The sequence below is a fragment of the Streptomyces pactum genome (assembly GCF_016031615.1).
GTDB lineage: Bacteria > Actinomycetota > Actinomycetes > Streptomycetales > Streptomycetaceae > Streptomyces > Streptomyces pactus.
Genome location: NZ_JACYXC010000001.1, coordinates 244,921 through 263,416, shown reverse-complemented (window position 1 = coordinate 263,416; position 18,496 = coordinate 244,921). Strand labels below are relative to the sequence as shown.

Annotated in this window: 18 protein-coding genes; 10 read left to right on the top strand and 8 right to left on the bottom strand. The window is 74.8% G+C overall.

The features are described from left to right. Positions 1 to 29: 29 nt before the first annotated feature. Positions 30 to 653 carry a DUF4352 domain-containing protein gene (locus tag IHE55_RS01050; protein WP_197987280.1) on the top strand — a complete coding sequence of 208 codons (624 nt, stop codon included), beginning with the start codon at positions 30 to 32 and terminating at the stop codon, positions 651 to 653. Between the two features lie 241 nt (positions 654 to 894). Next, on the top strand, positions 895 to 1,713 hold the full coding sequence (locus IHE55_RS01045; protein ID WP_197987279.1) for an SGNH/GDSL hydrolase family protein: 819 nt from the start codon (positions 895 to 897) through the stop codon (positions 1,711 to 1,713). Positions 1,714 to 1,743: 30 nt separating this feature from the next. Here the strand turns inward: IHE55_RS01045 and IHE55_RS01040 are convergent, their stop codons facing one another. Then, a complete protein-coding gene (locus IHE55_RS01040) occupies positions 1,744 to 2,799 on the bottom strand; it encodes a glycoside hydrolase family 113 (protein WP_197987278.1) in 1,056 nt (351 codons plus the stop codon). Positions 2,800 to 2,878: 79 nt separating this feature from the next. Then, complete coding sequence (locus tag IHE55_RS01035; RefSeq protein ID WP_307826440.1) at positions 2,879 to 4,738, bottom strand: DUF2334 domain-containing protein; 1,860 nt, start codon at positions 4,736 to 4,738, stop codon at positions 2,879 to 2,881. A 571-nt stretch (positions 4,739 to 5,309) separates the two neighbouring features. Between IHE55_RS01035 and IHE55_RS01030 the strand changes: the two genes are divergently transcribed. The 4 genes from IHE55_RS01030 to IHE55_RS01015 all read left to right on the top strand — a co-directional run bounded on the left by IHE55_RS01030 (position 5,310) and on the right by IHE55_RS01015 (position 9,616). Beyond that, positions 5,310 to 6,551 (top strand): glycosyltransferase family 2 protein, encoded by a 1,242-nt coding sequence (locus tag IHE55_RS01030; RefSeq protein ID WP_197987277.1) that lies wholly within the window; start codon positions 5,310 to 5,312, stop codon positions 6,549 to 6,551. Between the two features lie 165 nt (positions 6,552 to 6,716). Then, entirely contained in the window at positions 6,717 to 8,168 is a 1,452-nt protein-coding gene (wecB, locus tag IHE55_RS01025; protein ID WP_232265402.1) for a non-hydrolyzing UDP-N-acetylglucosamine 2-epimerase, read from the top strand. 80 nt (positions 8,169 to 8,248) lie between these two features. Continuing rightward, entirely contained in the window at positions 8,249 to 8,803 is a 555-nt protein-coding gene (locus tag IHE55_RS01020) for a 3-keto-alpha-glucoside-1,2-lyase-like domain-containing protein (protein WP_307826439.1), read from the top strand. A gap of 354 nt (positions 8,804 to 9,157) precedes the next feature. Next, a complete protein-coding gene (locus IHE55_RS01015; protein ID WP_197987276.1) occupies positions 9,158 to 9,616 on the top strand; it encodes an SRPBCC family protein in 459 nt (152 codons plus the stop codon). A 164-nt stretch (positions 9,617 to 9,780) separates the two neighbouring features. On the opposite strand, the gene IHE55_RS01010 is transcribed toward IHE55_RS01015, so the two are convergent. The 3 genes from IHE55_RS01010 to IHE55_RS01000 form a co-directional block, all read right to left on the bottom strand. Further along, positions 9,781 to 10,191 carry a four-helix bundle copper-binding protein gene (locus tag IHE55_RS01010; RefSeq protein ID WP_197987275.1) on the bottom strand — a complete coding sequence of 137 codons (411 nt, stop codon included), beginning with the start codon at positions 10,189 to 10,191 and terminating at the stop codon, positions 9,781 to 9,783. Between the two features lie 127 nt (positions 10,192 to 10,318). Continuing rightward, positions 10,319 to 10,897, bottom strand: coding sequence for a GNAT family N-acetyltransferase (locus IHE55_RS01005; protein WP_197987274.1), 579 nt, complete (start codon positions 10,895 to 10,897; stop codon positions 10,319 to 10,321). A gap of 283 nt (positions 10,898 to 11,180) precedes the next feature. Continuing rightward, positions 11,181 to 11,816, bottom strand: a complete 636-nt coding sequence (locus IHE55_RS01000; RefSeq protein ID WP_197987273.1) for an NAD(P)-dependent oxidoreductase — start codon at positions 11,814 to 11,816, stop codon at positions 11,181 to 11,183. A 99-nt stretch (positions 11,817 to 11,915) separates the two neighbouring features. Here IHE55_RS01000 and IHE55_RS00995 point away from each other — a divergent pair, with 99 nt between their 5' ends. Together IHE55_RS00995 and IHE55_RS00990 are read left to right on the top strand one after the other, a co-directional pair. Continuing rightward, positions 11,916 to 12,293, top strand: a complete 378-nt coding sequence (locus IHE55_RS00995) for a winged helix-turn-helix transcriptional regulator (protein ID WP_307826438.1) — start codon at positions 11,916 to 11,918, stop codon at positions 12,291 to 12,293. A gap of 352 nt (positions 12,294 to 12,645) precedes the next feature. Next, the gene (locus IHE55_RS00990) at positions 12,646 to 13,365 is read left to right on the top strand and encodes a flavin reductase family protein (protein ID WP_197987272.1); all 720 of its coding nucleotides are present in this window, start codon (positions 12,646 to 12,648) and stop codon (positions 13,363 to 13,365) included. Between the two features lie 41 nt (positions 13,366 to 13,406). Here IHE55_RS00990 and IHE55_RS00985 read toward each other — a convergent pair whose 3' ends face one another. Further along, the gene (locus IHE55_RS00985) at positions 13,407 to 14,249 is read right to left on the bottom strand and encodes a universal stress protein (protein ID WP_197987271.1); all 843 of its coding nucleotides are present in this window, start codon (positions 14,247 to 14,249) and stop codon (positions 13,407 to 13,409) included. 349 nt (positions 14,250 to 14,598) lie between these two features. Between IHE55_RS00985 and IHE55_RS00980 the strand changes: the two genes are divergently transcribed. Further along, positions 14,599 to 15,813, top strand: coding sequence for a hypothetical protein (locus tag IHE55_RS00980; protein ID WP_197987270.1), 1,215 nt, complete (start codon positions 14,599 to 14,601; stop codon positions 15,811 to 15,813). Positions 15,814 to 15,946: 133 nt separating this feature from the next. Here IHE55_RS00980 and IHE55_RS00975 read toward each other — a convergent pair whose 3' ends face one another. Next, positions 15,947 to 17,131 (bottom strand): Cmx/CmrA family chloramphenicol efflux MFS transporter, encoded by a 1,185-nt coding sequence (locus IHE55_RS00975; protein ID WP_197987269.1) that lies wholly within the window; start codon positions 17,129 to 17,131, stop codon positions 15,947 to 15,949. Positions 17,132 to 17,642: 511 nt separating this feature from the next. Here IHE55_RS00975 and IHE55_RS00970 point away from each other — a divergent pair. Continuing rightward, complete coding sequence (locus IHE55_RS00970; RefSeq protein ID WP_197987268.1) at positions 17,643 to 17,789, top strand: hypothetical protein; 147 nt, start codon at positions 17,643 to 17,645, stop codon at positions 17,787 to 17,789. A gap of 232 nt (positions 17,790 to 18,021) precedes the next feature. On the opposite strand, the gene IHE55_RS00965 is transcribed toward IHE55_RS00970, so the two are convergent. Beyond that, on the bottom strand, positions 18,022 to 18,495 hold the full coding sequence (locus IHE55_RS00965; protein WP_197987267.1) for a C40 family peptidase: 474 nt from the start codon (positions 18,493 to 18,495) through the stop codon (positions 18,022 to 18,024). Position 18,496: the final 1 nt, after the last annotated feature.

Below are 18,496 nucleotides of genomic sequence, written 5' to 3'. Positions count from 1 at the left end.
GCCGTGTACGCCGTTCCAAGGGGTCACCCATGCGCATCCGCGCCGCCGCGCTCGCCGCCGCCCTGCTCTGTCTGCCGCTCACCGCCTGCGGCGGCGACGACGGCGACGACAAGGTCACCTCCCGGCCCAAGAAGCAGTCGTCCGCGCCCGCGGACCCGGCCGACGACGCGTCACAGGACGGCGACGCCGCCCCCGAGCAGTCCGAGGAGGCTCCCGAGGAGGAGAAGCAGCCCGAGGTGGCCGGGATCGGCGACACCATCACCCTCAAGGGCCAGGAGGAGGGCACCCAGCTCGACGTCACCGTCAAGAAGTGGCTCGACCCCGCCCAGGGCGCCAACGAGTACGAGACCCCCGAGGAGGGCAAGCGCTGGGTCGCCGCGCAGCTGCTGCTGGTCAACACGGGCAGCGCCACCTACAGCGACAGCCCCTCCAACGGCCTGCAGCTCGCCGACACCGAGGGCCAGCGGTTCGACGCCACCCTCGGCGAGATCAGCGCCGGCCCTCAGATGACCTCCGACCTCAACCTGCCCAAGGGCGACAAGGCGCTCGGCTGGATCGTGATCGAGATCCCCAAGGCGTCCAAGCCGGCCACCCTGCAGTTCACCATGGACAGCGGATACGCCGACCAGACCGGGCAGTGGAAGATCTCCTGACCCGGCCCCCGGCCCGCCGGGGCGGCCGTCCGGCACCGAAGCCCCGGACGGCCACCCCGGGACAGCGGGGAGGAACCCCGGCCGTCGGTCCGTGAATCGGCCGGTCCGCCGTGGCAGGCTGTCACCCGTCACGGCCCCCGGGCCCGGCGGCCCGGTCCGCCCGCCCCGGGCGGCGGCCCGCCTTGCGTCCAGGTGCCCGCCCCCGGTCCCGGTGGCCCCCACGCCCGACAGGGAGGCCGCCTTGCCCACCTTCGCCGTCCGGCTGCGCCGGGCCCTGCCGGCCGCCGCGCTCGCGGCAGCCTCGGTCTGCACCCTCGCCGCCGCCCCCGTCGCCCCGGCCGCGGCGCCGGACCGGTACGTCGCGCTGGGGGACTCGTACTCCTCCGGCAACGGCACCTACGCCGCCGACCTGAACGTGCTGTGCTACCGCAGCAGCCGCGCCTACCCCTACCTCGTGGCACGGCACCGTCCGGACACCCGCCTGACCTTCGTCGCCTGCCACGGGGCGAAGACCGAGGACATCGTCAACGACCAGGCGGCGGCCCTGGACCCGGACACCGACTACGTGACGCTCACCGTCGGCGGCAACGACATCGGCTTCGCCGGACTCATCGCCAACTGCCTCAGCGGCACCGGGGCCGGCTGCGCCGCCGCCGTCGCGGAGGCGGAGCGGAAGACCGCCGAGGAACTGCCCGGCAAGCTCGACCGCGCCTACAACGCGGTCCGCGGCGGCGCCCCGAACGCCCGCAAGGTGGTGGTGCTCGGCTACGCCCGGTTCTTCGGCGCCGACGTCTCCTGCCGGGCCGCCGGCGGCATCACCCCCGAGCTGGCCGCCCGGCTCAACCGGCTCGCCGACGACCTCGACGTGGTGATCCGGGACCGGGCCACCGCCGCCGGCTTCACCTACCAGGACCCGTCCCCGGCGTTCGCCGGCCACGACGTGTGCGCCGCCAGGCCCTACCTCAACGGCGTCCGCCTCAGCGTCGCCGACGGCTGGCACCCGACCCGGGCCGGGCACAAGAGGGGACTGGCACCGCTGGTCCGCCAGGTCATCGGCTGAACCCCGGGCCGGCCGCGCCCGGCCCGGAGATCACCCCCGCCACCAGCGGCGCAGCACCTGCTCGGCGGGCTTGCCGTGCGGGGTGTAGGCCAGCCGGGCCGGGGTCTCCCCGCTGTCCGGCCAGTCGTCCCACATCCACCAGCACACCCCGGCCCACCACCGGCGGTCCTCGAAGGCGGTCAGCAACGCCTGGTAGGCCGCCGCCTGCTCCTCCTCCCCGGTGCGGTCGCTCACCGTCCAGGAGTAGGGCGCCGTGGTGGTCCCGCGCTGGCTGACGTACCCCGCCTCGGTGAACAGCACGCGCCGGTGGTGCCGGGCGGAGAACGCCGCCAGCTCGGTGACCACCTCCCGCCACCCGGCGGCCAGTTCCGCCGGGTCGGTGGTGGGACGGTCCGTCAGCGGCCAGTAGGCGTCGATGCCGATGACGTCGAGGGCGGACCAGAAACGGATCCGGGCGTACTCGTCGTAGTTGGCGGCGTAGGTCAGGCGGCCCGGGTAGACCTCGCGCACCGAGTCGATCACCCGCGACCATCGCGCCCGGTCGCCGCTGGTTCCGGCCAGCTCGGTGCCCACCGCGAACCGCTCCACGTCCAGCTCCCGGGCGAGCCGGGCGTAGTGCGTGATGAACGTCCGGTAGGAGGCGAACCAGGCGTCCGGGTCGGCCGGCCTGATCTCCGCGCGGTCCCCGCCGCCCACCAGGTCCACATGCGGTTTGAGCAGGACTTTCAGCCCCTCGGCGTGGGCCAGGCGGACGATCCGCCGCACCCCGTGGTCGCTGACCGTCTCCCCGGTGGTGCGGATCGCGGACCGTTTCCGGCCGTCCTGGTACCAGGTGGGGGTGAACACCACCCAGCGGGCGCCGGTGTCCCTGATCTGCCGCAGGTAGCGCACGGCCTCGGGCCGGTCGTAGTCCCCGGTGTCCCAGGCCGGCAGGGTGATGCCGCGGATCCGCTCGCCGGGCGGGCCGCCGGGTGCGGAACCGGAACGGTCCGGCGCGCCGGCCGGGTCGTCGTCCCCGCCGGAGCAGCCGGTCAGCACGGCGAGCGCCGCGGTCACCGCCGCGGCGGCCCGTCCGAGGGTCTTCATCGCCACAGTGCCCTTCCGGTTCGGGCCCGGCCGGGCACCGCCGCGCGGGGCGGAACGGTGCCCGGCCGGGCCCTGGCTGTCACGCGCCCGGGGCCGGGAGCAGGCTCTCCGGGCTGACGAACGAGTAGCCCAGCGCCTCGATGCCCTCGACGGTCTCCTTCAGCGGGTCCACCGAGTGGTACGGGTGATAGTAGAAGCTGGCGAAGCCGTCCCGCACGGCCAGGTTGGCCTTCGCCCCCCGGACCAGGTCGGCCGCGGTGCGCGGCGGGTTGTTGTTGTGACCCTCCGGCTCGTAGCTCCCCAGGTTCTCCGGCAGCACCTTGGTGCCGTAGACGTCGGTGACCGGGTAGGGGAAGAACTGCCCCAGGTAGCGGGTCGAGTCCGGCTCGGTGCCGCGCAGCGTTCCGGAGAAGTACAGCGAACGCTCCAGCCGGGCCTCGAAGTTCTGCCCGAAGACCCGGTAGTCGGTGGCCGACGCCGCGTAGTGCGGGGTGGTCCACAGCTTCGGCCGGGGCAGCCCGACCCGGGCGAACTCCGCCAGCGCCGCGGTGATCCGGGACTGGGCCCAGTCGGCGGAGTCCTCGGCCACCGGACCGTCGTAGACCACGTTGTTCCCGGCGTCCACGTGGGCCCGGAAGAACTCGAAGTCGTCACCGGTCAGCCCGTTGTACGGGTTGTCCGCGTTGCCGTACTGATGGGTGTAGCCGTGGTCCATCAGCACCGCGCCGTTGGCCAGCATGTACTTGAGCGTGTTCACCAGGGCCGGCCGCTGCGAGAGCCGCACGGTGCGCGGCAGGCCGTTGTTCTGCACGCCCTTGGGGTCGTTGTACACCGGGATGACGTTGATCCCGTAGGGGATGTTCCGGGACTTCAGGTAGTCGGCCAGCGCCCGCAGCTTGGTGGCGTCGGACAGCGGCGTGATGTCCTCCAGCCGCAGCAGCGCCCGGTGCTGTTCGGTCGTCTGCGGTGCGAGGGCGTCGAACAGCAGGTCCTGGAAGGCGAGGATGCGGTCGGTCTCGGAGACGTAGGTGAACGGGATCTCCCCGACGTAGGTCAGGTTGCCCGACCGCAGTGCCCACGGGAACGTCTGCTCGGCCGCCTGCGCGGTGTCCACCGCCTGCGCCACCTCGGTGACCTGCGGCACGCCCGGACCGGTCTTGATGTTGGGGTGCAGCACCCCGCCGTCCTGCCCGGCCGGGAACTTGCGGGTCAGCGACTGGCCCTTGTACCGGACCTCGGTGACCTGCCCCACGCCGTCCTCGGTCCCGTAGAACGAGGTGGTCGGGTCCCAGCCGTACCGGTACTCGAACTCCTGGAGACTGACCGAGTTGGCCATGTTCCAGATGTTGGAGCCCAGCCAGATCACCGGACGCTCCGACAGCAGGGTGTCCAGGTAGAAGTCCTGCGGGACGGCGTCGGGGATCTCCCCGCCGTAGTAGGTGGAGCCGATGTACACGGTGGCGTCGTAGGTGTCCAGCAGCCCGGCGGTGTACTCCTCGACCGGCTTGGCGGTCACGGTGCCGAAGTGGCCGCCGAGGTTCGCCACGCCCATCGCGTACAGCTCGCCCAGGTGCCCGTAGGGGCCCGCCGTGTCGTACAGCACCAGGGTCTTCGCCCGGCCGGGCTCGGCGGTGGTGGTGCGCACCGCGGGCCGGACCCGCGGCCCGGCCGGCACCCCGGCCTGCCCGGCCCGGTCCCGTGCCGTGCGCTTTCCGGCCGCGGCGGCGCGCCGTTCGGCGTCCGCCGACCGCTGCGACGCGGCCCAGCCGCGGATCTCACCGGTGCTCACACCGGTGTCGGACCGCTGTGCCGGGAGACGGTCCGGGTGCCGGCCGTCGGCGGCGGTGGGCGACAGGAAACCGCCCGCCAGCAGCGCGGCGACGGCCAGCGCCAGCACCGCCAGCCAGCCCGGCCGCGGTCTTCTCCGTGGATCTCTCACAGGTGGTACCCCCCTTGCGTTCGTCCCGCATTCCATGGAGCGGCAGAAGCTGAGAAGGCAGCGGATCATGGCCGAAAGCATGGTGCGTGAATCACGGCCGAGCCGTCACAGAATTCCCCATGCGGGAGCACGGATCTCAACAATCCGCAGATTGTTCCGGGGCCGTCGGCGCCGCGTCAACGGGGCCTCGGTCCGGAAATTTTTCCGGTTCCGAAACCCTCGTGTGTCCTCCGTCCCGCCAATCGCTCTGGTACGTTCCGTATGCGTGCGGCGACGGGATCCGATGGGGACGGATCCGGTCTTTCCGCGCGGGACCGTATTTGGGGGGTCCGATGTACGGTAGGTCCACTCTGGGACCCGCGCTTTCCATGGTGGGGCTCGCGGCGGCACCGGAAATGATCCCGGGGATCTCCTTCGCCCGGGGACTGCAAGCGATCGCGGGGGCGGGATTCCTTCTCTATTGCCTGATCTTTTTCGGGCTCCTTCTCGCGCGATTACGATTACGCGCGCCTTCCTCCGGTGCGGACGGTGACGGGGCCCGCCCGGCCGACGCCGCCCCGGCGGCCCGCCGGTGACCGCGCAGCCGCTGGTCTGGGCCGCGGTCGCGCTGATCGCCGTCGCCGGCACCTACAACACGGCGATGTTCCTGCTCTCCCGCCGCCCGGTGGCCCACCACATGGACGACGGCGGCGAGCGCCTCTACGTCTTCCTGCTGGCCTGCCTCAACGAGGAGAAGGTCCTCGCCGAGAGCCTGGCCCGGATCACCGCGCTGCCCGCCGACCGGTGCGTCGCCCTCGTCATCGACGACGCCTCGGACGACGGGACCGCGCGGATCGCCCGCGCCGCCGACCCCGACCGGGTCAAGCTGCACCGGCGCACCCTGCCCGACGCCCGGCGCGGCAAGGGCGCCGCGCTCAACGACGGCGTGCGCCACCTGCGCGCCACCGGCCTGACCGGCGGCCGCGACCCGGACCAGGTGATCGTCTGCGTGGTGGACGCCGACGGGCGGCTGGACCCGCACGTCATCGAGGCGGTCGATCCGTACTTCAACGACGCCCGCACCGGGGCCACCCAGGTCGGCGTGCGGATGTACAACCGCCGGCAGGGCCTGCTCGCCCGCATGCAGGACATGGAGTTCGTCGTCTACGGCGACGTCTTCCAGAGCGCCCGCCGTTTCCTGGGCAGCGTCGGCATGGGCGGCAACGGCCAGTTCATGAGGCTGTCCGCGCTCGACTCGCTGGGCGGCGACCCGTGGAGCGACAGCCTCACCGAGGACCTCGACCTGGGCATCCGGCTGATCGCCCGCGGCTGGACCAACCAGCACTGCACCACCGCCGCGGTGTCCCAGCAGGCGGTGCTCGACCTGCGCCGGCTCATCCGGCAGCGCTCCCGCTGGTTCCAGGGTCACCTGCAGTCCGCCAACCTGGTGCCGCTGATACTGCGTGAGGTGCCCGGCCGGGCCGCCGTGGACCTCCTCTACCACCTGTCCAGCCCGGTGCTGATCCTCCTCACCTCGCTGCTGCCGCTGTCCTTCACCGTCGCGGTCCTCGGCACCGTGGCGGCGTCCGTCACCGCCGGCCGGGCCCTGGTCTCCCCGGCCTGGTTCCTCGGCCCCTACCTGCTCTCCTTCACCGCGGCCTGGATCTACGGGTTCGTCTACCGCCGCCGCGAACCCACGCTGAGCCTGCCGCGCGCCTTCCTGCTCGGCCATGTGTTCGTGATCTACGGCTACATCTGGTTCGCGGCCGGCTGGTGGGGGCTGTGGCGCGCCGTCACCGGCAAGCGGACCTGGCTCAAGACCGCACGCACCTGATCACGTCCGCACGCCGCCGTGGCCGCGGACGGGCCCCGTCACGTCCCCTGGAGGAGTCCCATGTCCACATCAGGCAGACCCGGGCCGGTGCCCGCCGGTGAACCGCCCGTCCCGGCCCGCGCCGCGGCGCCCCCGCCGCCCCGCCCGCCGCGTACGGTCCGCGCCATGCTCGTCCTGGGCACCCGCCCGGAGGCCATCAAACTCGCCCCGGTCGCCCGCGCGATGGCCGCCTCGCCCCACTTCCAGCCCATGGTGGTCACCACCGGACAGCACCGGGAGATGCTCCACCAGATGCTCGGCCTGCTCGGCGTCGGTGTGAAGACCGACCTCGCGGTGATGCGCGAGCGCCAGGACCTGGCCGACCTCACCGCCCGGCTGATGCGCGGCCTGGGCCACACCCTGCGCACCGAACGCCCCGACCTGGTGGTCGTCCAGGGCGACACCACCACCGCCCTGTGCGGCGCGCTCACCGCCTTCTACGAACGGGTGCCGGTCGCCCACGTCGAGGCCGGCCTGCGCACCGGGGTGCCGGACAACCCCTTCCCCGAGGAGCTCAACCGCCGCCTGATCGGGCGGATCGCCCACTGGCACTTCGCGCCCACCCCCTCCTCCGCCCGGCACCTGCTCGCCGAGGGCGTACCGGCCGGCCAGGTCCAGGTCACCGGGAACACGGTGGTGGACAACCTGCTGTGGGTGCTGGCCGAGGGCGCCGGACGCAGCGCCTTCCGCACCGAGCGGCGCCGGATCCTCCTCACCCTGCACCGGCGCGAGAACCAGGGGACGGCCATGCGCACCATGGGCGCGTCGCTGCGCCGGCTGGCGGACCGCGGTGACGTGGAGATCGTGCTGCCGCTGCACCGCAGCCCGGCGGTGCGCGACGCCCTCCTGCCGGAACTCGGGGACCACCCCCGGGTGACCGTCGTCGACCCCCTCGACTACCTGGACTTCGCGGCCACCCTCGCCGACTGCGACCTGGTGCTGACCGACTCCGGCGGCGTGCAGGAGGAGGCGCCCGGCCTCGGCAAGCCCGCGCTGGTGCTGCGCACCACCACCGAGCGGCCGGAGGCGGTGGAATCGGGCGCCGCCCTGCTGGTGGGCACCGACCCGGACACGATCCTGGCCACCGCCGGCCGGCTGCTGGACGACCCGGAGGAGTACGCCAGGATGGCGCGGGCCCGCCACCCCTTCGGCGACGGCCGGGCCGCCGAACGCATCCTGGGCCGGCTCACCGCCGACCTCACCGCCGGCCCGCCCGGGCCGGCGGCCGGCGATCCGGGCCCGCGGCACGGGCCGGGCGCGGCGGACGGCCCGGCCTCCGGCAGGCCGGGCCCCGCGGGCGGTGGCGCTGCCGGTGAGTCCGGCGCCACGGAGGACGGCGCCCCCGGTGGGCCGGACCGGTGCGGCGGGGCCGCAGACAGGGACGGGTTTGGTCGGCGGGGCTCCCGGCAGGGGCGGACGGTCCGGCTCCGCCCCGCCCCTGCGCGCCCCCTCCGCGCCGGGCCGCCGCCCGCCCGCCGGGCCCCTACGATCCGGCGGTATGACGCCACCGGTCCCCGCCCCCGCCCGGGCGCGCCCCCCGCCGGCTCGCCGTCGCGCTGGCGCTCGCCCTCGGCCTGACGCTCGCGGGCGGGCTCCTGCTGGAGCGGCTGCCGGACCACCGGCGGCCCCGGACGGGGGCGTCCTGGCAGGACGGCGAGGTGCACGGGCCCTGGCGCTCGGTGTTCCACGGCTACGGCCGCAACACCGGGGGAGCGGACCGGCTGGACCTGGTCCCGCGCACCGCCCGCGAACCGCGCCGCACCCACGCCGGGCTGGTGGTGTCCACCGCCCGCTACGGCGACGTGGAGTACCGGGCCCGGGTGCGCACCGTCCGCCAGCTGCGCACCCCCGCCCCCAACCCGTGGGAGGTGGCGTGGCTGGTGTGGGCCTACACCGATCCCGAGCACTTCTACTACCTGGCGCTCAAACCCAACGGCTGGGAACTCGGCAAGCGCGATCCCCGGTACCGGGGCGGTCAGCGTTTCCTGGCCACCGGTACACCGGTGTTCCCGGCCGGGGAATGGGCCCGGGTGAGCGTGCGGCAGCAGGGGGCGCGGATCACCGTGACGGTGGGCGACCGCCCGCTGGTGGATTTCACCGATCGGGAACGTCCGTACACCTCGGGGAATGTGGGTGCCTACACCGAGGACGCGCACGCGCAGTTCCGTGATCTCTTCGCGGTACCCCGCTCCCGGTCCTCCACTTCCGGCTGATCCGGAGATCATTCCGGATGAATGCCGGTCCGGCCTTCCCGTTTCCTTCCCCGCGGATTCCGGTAAGCGATTGCCGTGGATTTCCCGGGCCGCGGCGCGGAGTGCCGGATGCGACGATGGGAGAGGCGGAAAAGGGCCCGGCCGCACCGCCGCCCGCCCGGCGGACGCCTGCCGACGGGCGTCGGGTTCCGGCCACACCGGCGCGCCTCGCGCTGCCTTCCGGTACGGACCGGTACGCAGCGTGATGGGCGAGTTGTCAGGAATGGATTCCCCCGGGCCGGGGAGGCGCGGACGTAGCCGACCGTTGCGTGGCGGGGCCCCTGCCGCGCGGAACCCGTGAGAGGAGACCTCGCAATGAGCATGGTGAAGGAAAGCGTCGAGGTGGACGTCCCGGTGCGTACCGCCTACAACCAGTGGACCCAGTTCGAGGAGTTCCCCCGCTTCATGGAAGGCGTGGAGGAGGTCACCCAGCTGGACGACCGCCACAACCACTGGCGGACCAAGATCGGTGGTGTGCGGCGGGAGTTCGACACCGAGATCGTCGACCAGCTGCCGGACGAGCGGATCGCCTGGCGGACCACGAGCGGGGACACCAAGCAGCGGGGCGTGGTGACCTTCCAGCGCCTGGACGACACGCACACCCGCGTGGACCTGGCCCTGGAGGTCGAGCCCTCGGGCGCGGTGGAGAAGGCCGGGGACGTCACCGGGGTGATCAACCGCCGGATCAAGGGCGACATGCGGCGCTTCAAGGAGTACATCGAGCAGCAGGGCGGCGAGACCGGAGCCTGGCGCGGCCGGATCCAGCCCGGCTGACGGACCGGCCCGTGACCGGGTGCCGGTGGTCCTGCCGGGGCCCGGGCCGTACCGGACGAGGACCGCGCCGGCCCGTCGCCCGCCCCTTCACCTCCGGGCGCGCGGCGGGCCGGCGCGGTCGTGCCGCCGGGCAGCGGGCGGCGCAGCGGCGGCCCGGCCGCCGCTCAGTCCAGCCGGGCGAGCAGCCGGTCGCACGCGTGCTGGCAGCTGCGGCACGCCTCGGCACACAGCCGGCAGTGTTCATGCTCGTCGGCGTGGCTCCCGCACTCGTCGGCACACGACTTGCACACCGTCCGGCAGGCCTGCAGCACCGCACGGGTGACGTGGGCGTCGTAGCCGGTGTGGCGGGAGAGCACGGCGGCGGTCGCGGTGCACATGTCCGCGCAGTCCATGTCGGTGCGGATGCACTTGGTCAGCTCGCCGACCGCCGCCTCCGACAGGCACGCGTCCGCGCAGGCGGTACACGCCTGGGCGCAGGCGAGGCACTCCTCGATACAGGCCGCCAGGGCCTCCTGGTCCACGCCGCCCAGATCTGCCGGGTAGGTGTTCAGCATCTCCTTGACCGCGGTGGTCATCGTTCCGTCACCTCCTGAGGGTCCCGCCGCGACGCCGTGCCGGGGCGGTGCGCCGCCCGGGCGGGCGGCGGCCAGGTGACGGGTAACACGGGTCAGCGGGCGCAAACCCCTTCCGGTCCGCGACGGCTCAGCCGCCGGCCGCGCCCGTCCGGGAGGACAGCCACTCCTGCCTGGTCAGGGTGTACTCCACCTCCCCGTGCTCGGAGCCGTCGATCACCTCCGGCCAGTCCCCGACGTAGCTGCGGGCGAAGCGCAGGCCGGCCTTCTCCATGACGCGGCGGGAACCGCTGTTGACCGCCATGGTGTTGGCCGTCACCCGCTGTACACCCAGTTCGGTGAAGCCCTTGGCGATCAGCGCGAGGGACCCCTCCGTGGCGTAGCCGCGGCCCCATGCCGGCCGGCGCAGCCGGTAGCCCAGCTCCACCACGTCCCAGCGCTCCCCCTCCAGCGGCCGGAACTCGAACCAGCCCAGGAACGCGCCCGTGGTCCTCTCCTCCGCGGCCCAGAACCCGCACTCACCGGTACCGGCGTGGAGGTGCAGCAACCGGGGCAGCACCTGGCCGGTCACCGTCTCGCGCGGGGTGGGCCGGCCCCCGTTGATGAAGCGCATCACCTCGGGGTCGCTGTCGAGCTCCAGCAGCAGGTCCACGTCGGACGGGGTGAACCGGCGCAGGACCAGTCGGTCGGTCTCCAGGAATACGGACATGCGGCCCATCCTGGTGACCGCCGCCGGTCCGTCGCCACCCCATTTCTCCCCCGGCCGCCACCGCCGCGCGGCTCCGCCGGTCAGGGGCGTTCGCGGCCCGGCGTCCCCGCCGTCGCCCCCCGTACCGCCCGCCACCACGCGGCTCGGTCCCGTACCCCGCCCCGCGTCCGTACCCGCCGGGGCCCGGGGCCTGCCGGAGCCCGGGCGCGCCCCGCCGTGTCCGGGTGTCCTGCCGGGGCCCGGCCGTCCGGTGCCGGCGTGGGGAGCCCACGCCCCGAGCGGCTCAGCTGCTCCGGACCCCTATGTGGGTGCGGTGGTGGGCGGGGGCCTCGATCTCGTCCAGCACCGCCACGGCGAGGTCACCGTAGGAGATCCGGGCGGCCGGGTCGCCGGGGCCGGTGACGTACCGTCCGGTGCGCGGCGCGTCGTGGTCGAAGTCGCCCGAGGGACTGACGACCAGCCAGTCCGGCGCGGCACCCGCCTCCCGCAGCACCTCGACGCCGGCCGCGTGCCCGAGGACGAAGGCGCGGTACTCCTGCGGGAAACCGGGCGCGTCCATCAGCGGCGTCCCCCCGGCGGTCTCCAGCAGCGACGCCAGCCCCACCACGACCAGCCGCCGCACCCCGGCCGGCGGCAGCGCGGCGAGCAGCGCCCGGGCGGTGGCCGGGTAGAACTCGCCGGGCACCGCGGCGGGGTCATACACGGCGACCACCGCGGCGTCGTGGCCCCGGGCGAGACGGCCGACGGACCCGGCGTCGGTCACGTCCCCCGCCGCCAGGTCCACCCCTTCCGCCTCCAGGTGCCGGTGGGCCGCCGGGTCCCGCACCACGGCCGTGACCCGGTGGCCCCGGCGCCGTGCCTCGCCGAGGGCCGCCCGGCCCGCTCTGCCTCCCGCACCGAAGATGATGGTCCGGCTCATCGAACTGCTCCCCTCGTGGAGTTGGGCCCCCGTGCCGGGGGTGCGTCGCACGCTAGCCGGACCCGTGGTTACCTCCGGGGTACCCGCTACGGTGGTCCGGTGCGCGAACCACTGGACCCGGAGATGTTCGACCCGGTGTGCCCCACCGACCTGACGCCGTTCAGGGTGGGCGACAAATGGGCCGGAATGATCATTCGCTGCCTCGAAGGCGGACCCCGCAGGTTCTCCGAACTCCGCGTACCGCTCCGCGGCGTCACGGCCAAGGTCCTCACCCAGTCGCTGCGCGCGCTGGAACGCGACGGGTTCGTCGTCCGTACGGTGCGGTCGGCGCCCGCGCGGCACGTGGAGTACGAGCTGACCGCCCTCGGCCGGAGCCTCATCGGACCGCTCGACGCCGCCTGCGCCTGGGCCCGGGAGCACTGGGAGGAACTCCTCGAAGCTAGGGAGGCCGGTTCGGCGACGGCCGGCGACGGCTGACCGGCCGACGGTCCGGGGGAGCCGGTGACCGCCGGCCGGTGCGGGGCCGGGACGGGATACGCCCCGCCCGGGGGCCGGACCGGGCGCGAGGGGCTGTCGGCCGGGACCGCACCGCCGCGCGGCAGCACCGGCGGCGCACCGGGCGCGGCACCGGCACCGGGACCCCGCGCGACGGCCAGGACGGCCGGGCGGGATGCCGCACCCGGGGCAGGCCGAACCGGGCGGGCCGGGCTGCGCCCGAAGCAGGGCCGGGCGCACGCGGTGCGCGGTGAAACAGGTCGGGCGCGCGGGGCCGAAGTCGATGTCCGATCACCGCCAGCGCATCCCGTCGCCGCGACGGGAGAGTGGGCGCATGACCGTTACACCCACCTCCGCCACCAGCCGGCCGGCGCCGGCCGCGCACACCCCGATCGAGCCCGGCATCCTCTACTTCGGCACCCCGGTGGCGCTGCTGTCCACGCTCCACGAGGACGGGCGCGCCAACCTGGCGCCCATGTCCTCGGTGTTCTGGCTCGGCTGGCGGGCCGTCCTGGGACTGGGCGCCCGTTCCGCGACCGCGCGGAACCTGCTGCGCACCCGCGAGTGCGTGGTGAACCTGCCCTCCGACGCGCTCGCCGCGGCCGTGGACCGGCTGGCGCTGACCACCGGTGTCGATCCGGTGCCGTCCGGCAAGGCGGCCCGAGGATACCGCTACGAGGCGGACAAGTTCGGGTGTGCCGGACTCACCCCGGTCGCCTCCGGAACCGTGGCGCCGCCCCGGGTGGCCGAGTGCCCGGTGGCCATGGAGGCGGTGGTGGAGGACGTGCACCCGCTGGCGGCGGACGACGAGGGGCAGCGCGGCTCCATCCTCACCTTCGAGGTCCGGGTCCAGCGGGTCCACGTCCACGAGGAGATCCGGATGAAGGGCAGCCCGGACCGCATCGACCCGGACGCCTGGCGGCCCCTCATCATGAGCTTCCAGAAGTTCTACGGGCTCGGACCGCAGGTCCACCCCTCCCGGCTCGCCACCATCCCGGAGCGGCTGTACCGCGGCCCCGACATCGACCAGGCCCGCGGCGTCCAGGACCGCTGACGGGCCGCCGGGCGTCCGGCGGCCGACCGTCCGGTGGCCCGTCAGGCGTGCGGGACCACCGCCACCGGGGCGCCCGAGTGGTGGAGGACCGCGTGGGCGGCGGCACCGATGCGCCACAGGCCGCCCTCCCGCATCCGGCGTCCCACCACCACCAGGCCGGCGCGCCCGCTGCTGGTGAGCAGCACCTCGGCGGCCGAGCCCAGCTCCACCTGCTCCACCACGGTCACCTGGGGGAACCGCTCCCGGAAGGGGCGCAGGGCGTCGCCGAGCAGCTGCTTGTGCCACGCCTCCAGGCCGCCGGCCTGGTCGGACGCGCCCAGCTCCCCGGTGGCCAGGGCGTACGGCGTGGGCAGCGCCCAGGTCCGCACCGCCCGCAGGACGGCGCCGCGGGCCGCGGCGGCCCGGAACGCGAACTCCAGGACCGGGGCGCCCGCCTCGTCGGTCTCCTGCACCCCGACGACGACCTCCTCGGGCCCGGGCCGCTCCGGGGCGCCGGGCTCCCGTCCGCGTACCACCACCACCGGTCCGCGCGCCTGCCGCAGCACGTGCAGCGACACCGAACCCAGCAGGTACCCCACGAGGGCCCCGTGGCCGCGCGCCCCCAGCACCAGCATGCCGGCCTTCGCCGCCTCGGCTACCAGCGCCTCCACCGTGTCGCCGGCGAGCAGCTCGGTGCCGACGGCCACGCCGGGGGCGGCCGCGGTGACCCTGGCGGCCACGTCGGAGAGCAGCCGCCGGCCCGCCTCCTCGGCGCCGGCCTCGTCGGGCGGGGTGTGGACCAGACGCAGGCTCATGTCACGGCGGGCCGCCTCGGCCGCGGCCCAGTCGGCGGCGGTGAGCGAGTGGTCGGCCCCGTCCAGCCCGACGGTGATGGTGCCAGTCATGGCGAGCGGCCTCCAAGGGGTGGTGCTCCAGGGTGCGGTGTTCCGCCCCATCATCGCGCACCGCGGTGCGGCGGCCCGCGCGGGCCCCGGGGGAGGCGAGCGGTGTGCCGGTCACCCGTGACGCGTTGTGCACGGGCGGGGCCTTCACTACGATGCGCGCGGCGGCGGCCGTGATCATCACGGCCCGAGGCGGCGGAGCCGGGCCGGGTCGGTGACGATCCGCGCCGGGGGAACAGGAGTTGGGGCCATCAGACGCACAACGGCGACGGCGGTCGTCATAGGAACGGTCCTCGCCCTCGGCGGGGCACAGGCCGCGACGGCGGCACCCCGGGCGGCGCACGCCGGGCCGGTGGCGCCGCGGACGCAGGCGGAGCCCGCGGCGGACGGCCTGCCGCTCGATCTGCCGCTCGCCAACGCGGACGGCGAACTCGCGGGAGGGGTCCACCCGGACCTGCCCACCGACCGCGCGGTCCTGGAGTCCTGGCTGGCCCGGGCGCGTGCCGAGCACCTCCCACCGGCCCGGTACGCCGCCCTGCTGTGGCAGTACTGGCTGGTGCGCGCCGCGGACCGGGCCGGGCTGGAGCTCGCCACCTGGGACCCGGCGCTCGGGGTGGACGCCAACGACCGCACCGTCACCGCCGTCTACGGGTTCTACGGCCGGCTCTTCCTGGACCACCCCGAGCTCCAGTGGGCGGGCATGGCCAACATGATCGGCCCCGCCTTCACGGCCGGCTTCAAGGACCTCGACGGGCTGGCCGACCTGGCCGGGCCGCTCGCCGGCAAGCTCCAGGAACTCCCGCCGGAGGTGCGGGCCGAGCTGCCGTACGACGTGCGGCAGCTCGCCGAGGCACGGAACGCCCTCCCCGCGGAGCAGCTGCGCTGGTTCGAGCGCAAGTTCCTGGCCATGCAGAAGCACATCTTCATGGACCAGGGCGCCATGCACGAGGCGTACCTGAACGGCGGCCTGAACGCCGTCGAGGAGATGCGGGACGCCGGACTCGTCGACGAGGCCGCGGTCCTCGCCTGGCGGGACATCGCCGGCGGCGATCCGGACGGCGTCCGGCGCGGCAACACCGCCCTGCTCTCCCGGGAGCAGAACCAGATCATCGCGGACCAGTGGGACCAGATGTACCGGCACGACGGCCCGGTGGGCGCCGCGCTGACGTACGGGATGACCGTGGGCGGCTCCGCCTCCATCCCCGGCACCCGGACCCCGGGCCGGTACGCCCCGCTGGTCCTCCGCAAGGAGATGGTCATCGGCGGAACCGTCTCGTCGGTCGGTCTCACCACCCCGCTGCCCGGCTTCAACCTGGCCCGCACCCCGGAGCGCTGGGCCTACATCACCGGCGACACGCTCCCGGCCTACCAGCGCCTGCTGCGCGAGGACCCGGAACGGGCGCGCAGCATCGTCGCCTCCTCCTTCCCGCTGCGGGTGGCCGGCCAGCGGCTGGCGCTCCGCTGGCCGCAGGTCCTCGCCGACCTGCTGACCGGGTGGCGGCTGGAGATCGGCACCGCGGCCGGGACCGGCACCTCCGGCACCCCCGCCGCGTCCACCGCCTCCTGACCGCCGCCCGCCCGCCCGGCGCGTCCGCCGGCCCGGCCGGCCCGACCGCGGGGCCGCCCGGCCCGACGGGGACCGCCGTACCCGCTCCGGCCGGCGCACCGGCCGGAGCGGTGCGCCGGCCCGGGCGCCCGGCTCACACCGCCGTGGTCGGGGACGGCGACCTCCGGTCCGCCGTGCCGCGCCGGGCGGCCCACGCCGCACCGGCGACGGCCAGGGCGAGCGCCACCAGCGCGGAGGAGACCCACAGCGCGGACCGGTAGCCCAGCCCGGCGCCGATCGCCAGCCCGCCCAGCCAGGGCCCGGCCGCCGCGCCCACGTTGAACGCGGCCGTGGCGAACGCGCCGGCCAGCGTCGGCGCGCCCGGCGCCGCGTAGAGCGCCCGGGCGATCAGCGTGGAGCCGACCGCGAACGACATGGTGCCCTGGACCAGCACGAACACCACCGTCGCCGGGGTGTTCCCGGCCGTCAGCGCGAACCCGGCCCAGCACAGCGCCAGCAGGACGCCGCCGGCCACCGGCAGCCGCACCGCCCCCGAGTCGGCCAGCCGGCCGCCGAGGGTGACCCCGAGGAACGACCCCAGGCCGAAGAGCGCCAGCACGACCGGCACCCGGGCCGAGTCCCACCCGGTGACCTCGGTGACCACCGGCGCCAGGTAGGTGAAGGCGCAGAACGTGGCACCGTTGACCAGCGCGCCCAGCAGCAGGACCAGCCGCAGCCGCGGCTCCCGCAGCGCCGTCAGCTCCCGCCGCGCGCCCGGGGCGGCGGCGTCCGGAGCACCGCCGGGCACCGACCGCGCCACGGCGAGCAGCGCGGGCAGCGACAGCAGGGCCACCGCCCAGAACGCCGAGCGCCACCCCCACACCTGGCCCAGCAGGGCACCGGCGGGGACCCCCGCGACACAGGCCAGGGTCACCCCGCCCAGCAGCACCGAGGTGGCCCGGCCCTTGGCGTCCGGGCCCACCATGGCGGTCGCCGTCACCACCGCCACCGCCAGGAAACCGGCGTTGGCCAGCGCACCGACGACCCGGGTGGCGAACAGCACCGGGAAGCTGGTGGTGAGCGCGCCCAGCACATGGACGCCCAGGAAGGTCAGCAGGAAGCCCAGCAGCGCGCGCCGCCGGGACCAGCGCCGGGCGAGCAGCGCCATCGAGGGCGCGCCGACCACCATCCCCAGGGCGAACGCCGAGGTCAGCGACCCGGCGGCGGGAATGGAGACGCCCAGGTCGGCGGCGATGTCCGGGACCAGGCCGGACAGCATGAACTCCGACGTCCCCTGGGCGAAGACGGCGAGTCCGAGCAGATGAAGGGTGAAGGGCACAGCGAGACTCCGCAACCACATCGTGGATCGGCGGGGCGGCGCGCCACGGCGGCGCACCCCGGGCACCGAAGCGGAGCACGGGGGCGGCGCGGACACGGCCACCACGCGAAGGAAGGAAACCCGCGGGCGGCGGGGAGCACGCCCGGTCCGGGTGAGAAGGACAGCCCGATCGACGGCGATCCGGTGGCAGGAGCACGCGCGGCGCGGCCCCGCGGCCTCAGGCGGCGGGGGAGCGGTCAGCGGCGTGGGGTGAGGCCACCGGAGAACCGGTGGCTAGCGTCTGGACGCCTCGGGGCTGGACATGGGGCGCACAGTAGTGAACGCGGGGGCCGCCCGTCCAGCCGGTTACCGCCCGGCCGCGCGCCGGCCGGTCCGCCCGGTCCGCGCGGCGGGTGCGCCGGGGCCGCGCGCCGGGCGCCGCGCCGGCCGGTGTGTCGGGACCGCCGGACGGGGTAGAGGAGTGGCCCACGGACGCGCCGCCGGTTCGGCGGCGCTCGGCGAAGGAGGAGAGATGCCTGGGCTGTTCACCAGGATCAAGGAGTTCAGCCGCAGCCCGCAGGGGCGGCGGGCGATCGACTCGGCACGGCGGGCCGCCGCCGACCCCCGGCGGCGGGAGCAGGCCCGCCGGCTGCTCGGCCGGTTCCGCGGCCGGCGCTGAGCGCCCTCGCCGCCCGGGCGGCGGCACCCCGGGGAAGCCCGGCCGGCGCCGGCGACCGACCGCGTCACGGGAGCCCGCGGCACCGAGGAAGGTGCCGCGGGCTCCCGTGGTTCCACCGCCGGCCGGCGAAGCGGCGGTCCGCCGGCCGACGCGCCGCCGCCGGGCGCCGTGTTCGGTTTCCGCCGCCGGAATACACCGGAACCGCTGTGTATTCCGGCGGACGGATAATCGGTCACTTCACCCGGCCGTACCGGACCTTGCCGGTCCAGATCTTTTCCTTGCGCACCGACTTTCCAGGCTTCGGTGAATGCCACACCTGGTTCTTCCCGGCGTAGATTCCGACGTGGTACACCTGCCCGCCGGAGTGGAAGAACACGAGGTCACCCGGCTTACGGGACTTCGCCGACACATGGCGGGTCCGGTTGTACTGCGCGGCGGCGGTCCGCGGCAGGGATTTCCCCGCCTTCTTGTACGCGTAGAGCGTGAGGCCGGAGCAGTCGAACCGGTTGGGGCCGGCCGCTCCGTAGCGGTAGGGGGAGCCCTTCTTCGCGGCGGCGACCTTCAGCGCCTTGGCGGCCGGCGTGGCCGCCTCCGCTTCCGCTGCCGCGCCCGGGACCAGCAGCGATGCGGTCATGGTGGCGGCGGCGAGAGCCGCTACGGCACCCGCGCGGGACATGCTCGTGGGTATGGACGGAATCGCAGACATG

Bases quoted from the DNA above. Each gene is read 5' to 3' on its own strand.
- IHE55_RS01050 (WP_197987280.1), top strand. From the start codon at position 30: ATGCGCATCCGCGCCGCCGCGCTCGCCGCCGCCCTGCTCTGTCTGCCG.
- IHE55_RS01040 (WP_197987278.1), bottom strand. From the start codon at position 2,799: ATGAAGACCCTCGGACGGGCCGCCGCGGCGGTGACCGCGGCGCTCGCC.
- wecB (WP_232265402.1), top strand. From the start codon at position 6,717: ATGCTCGTCCTGGGCACCCGCCCGGAGGCCATCAAACTCGCCCCGGTC.
- IHE55_RS01015 (WP_197987276.1), top strand. From the start codon at position 9,158: ATGAGCATGGTGAAGGAAAGCGTCGAGGTGGACGTCCCGGTGCGTACC.
- IHE55_RS01010 (WP_197987275.1), bottom strand. From the start codon at position 10,191: ATGACCACCGCGGTCAAGGAGATGCTGAACACCTACCCGGCAGATCTG.
- IHE55_RS01005 (WP_197987274.1), bottom strand. From the start codon at position 10,897: ATGTCCGTATTCCTGGAGACCGACCGACTGGTCCTGCGCCGGTTCACC.
- IHE55_RS01000 (WP_197987273.1), bottom strand. From the start codon at position 11,816: ATGAGCCGGACCATCATCTTCGGTGCGGGAGGCAGAGCGGGCCGGGCG.
- IHE55_RS00990 (WP_197987272.1), top strand. From the start codon at position 12,646: ATGACCGTTACACCCACCTCCGCCACCAGCCGGCCGGCGCCGGCCGCG.
- IHE55_RS00985 (WP_197987271.1), bottom strand. From the start codon at position 14,249: ATGACTGGCACCATCACCGTCGGGCTGGACGGGGCCGACCACTCGCTC.
- IHE55_RS00970 (WP_197987268.1), top strand. From the start codon at position 17,643: ATGCCTGGGCTGTTCACCAGGATCAAGGAGTTCAGCCGCAGCCCGCAG.
- IHE55_RS00965 (WP_197987267.1), bottom strand. From the start codon at position 18,495: ATGTCTGCGATTCCGTCCATACCCACGAGCATGTCCCGCGCGGGTGCC.